We start from the raw sequence: 312 nt of genomic DNA, 5'->3' as shown, positions 1-312 counted from the left end.
GGGCTCTCCACGCCGCTGCAGCTCCTTCGCCATCCGTCGGCTCCCATAACTGCCCCGTTTACGTTTGTGGATGCTCTTGACCATGTTCAGCCGCCGGGTTCTGTCCGGATCCGGCCCCCGTTGACACCACGCGTAGTAACCGCTGCGGCTGACCTGCATGACCCGACACAAATCCATCACCGCAAAGTTGGCCTTCTCCACCTTGATGAACTCATACCTCAGTTCGACTCTTTGGCGAAGAAGGCCGCCGCCTTTTTTAATATTTCCTTTTCCATCCGTAACTTACGGTTCTCTTCCCTAAGTCGTTCCAAC

1 pseudogene is annotated in these 312 nt (G+C 55.8%); it reads right to left on the bottom strand.

Annotation, left to right across the window (positions count from 1 at the left end):
* Positions 1 to 312, bottom strand: a pseudogene (locus tag LPW30_RS15970) (IS3 family transposase); the annotation flags it as partial.

The sequence above is a fragment of the Ectothiorhodospira variabilis genome (genome assembly GCF_022227625.1).
Taxonomy (GTDB): Bacteria; Pseudomonadota; Gammaproteobacteria; order Ectothiorhodospirales; family Ectothiorhodospiraceae; genus Ectothiorhodospira; species Ectothiorhodospira haloalkaliphila.
The sequence above is the reverse complement of the archived record's forward strand: the minus strand, read 5'-3'. Positions and strand labels throughout refer to the sequence as shown.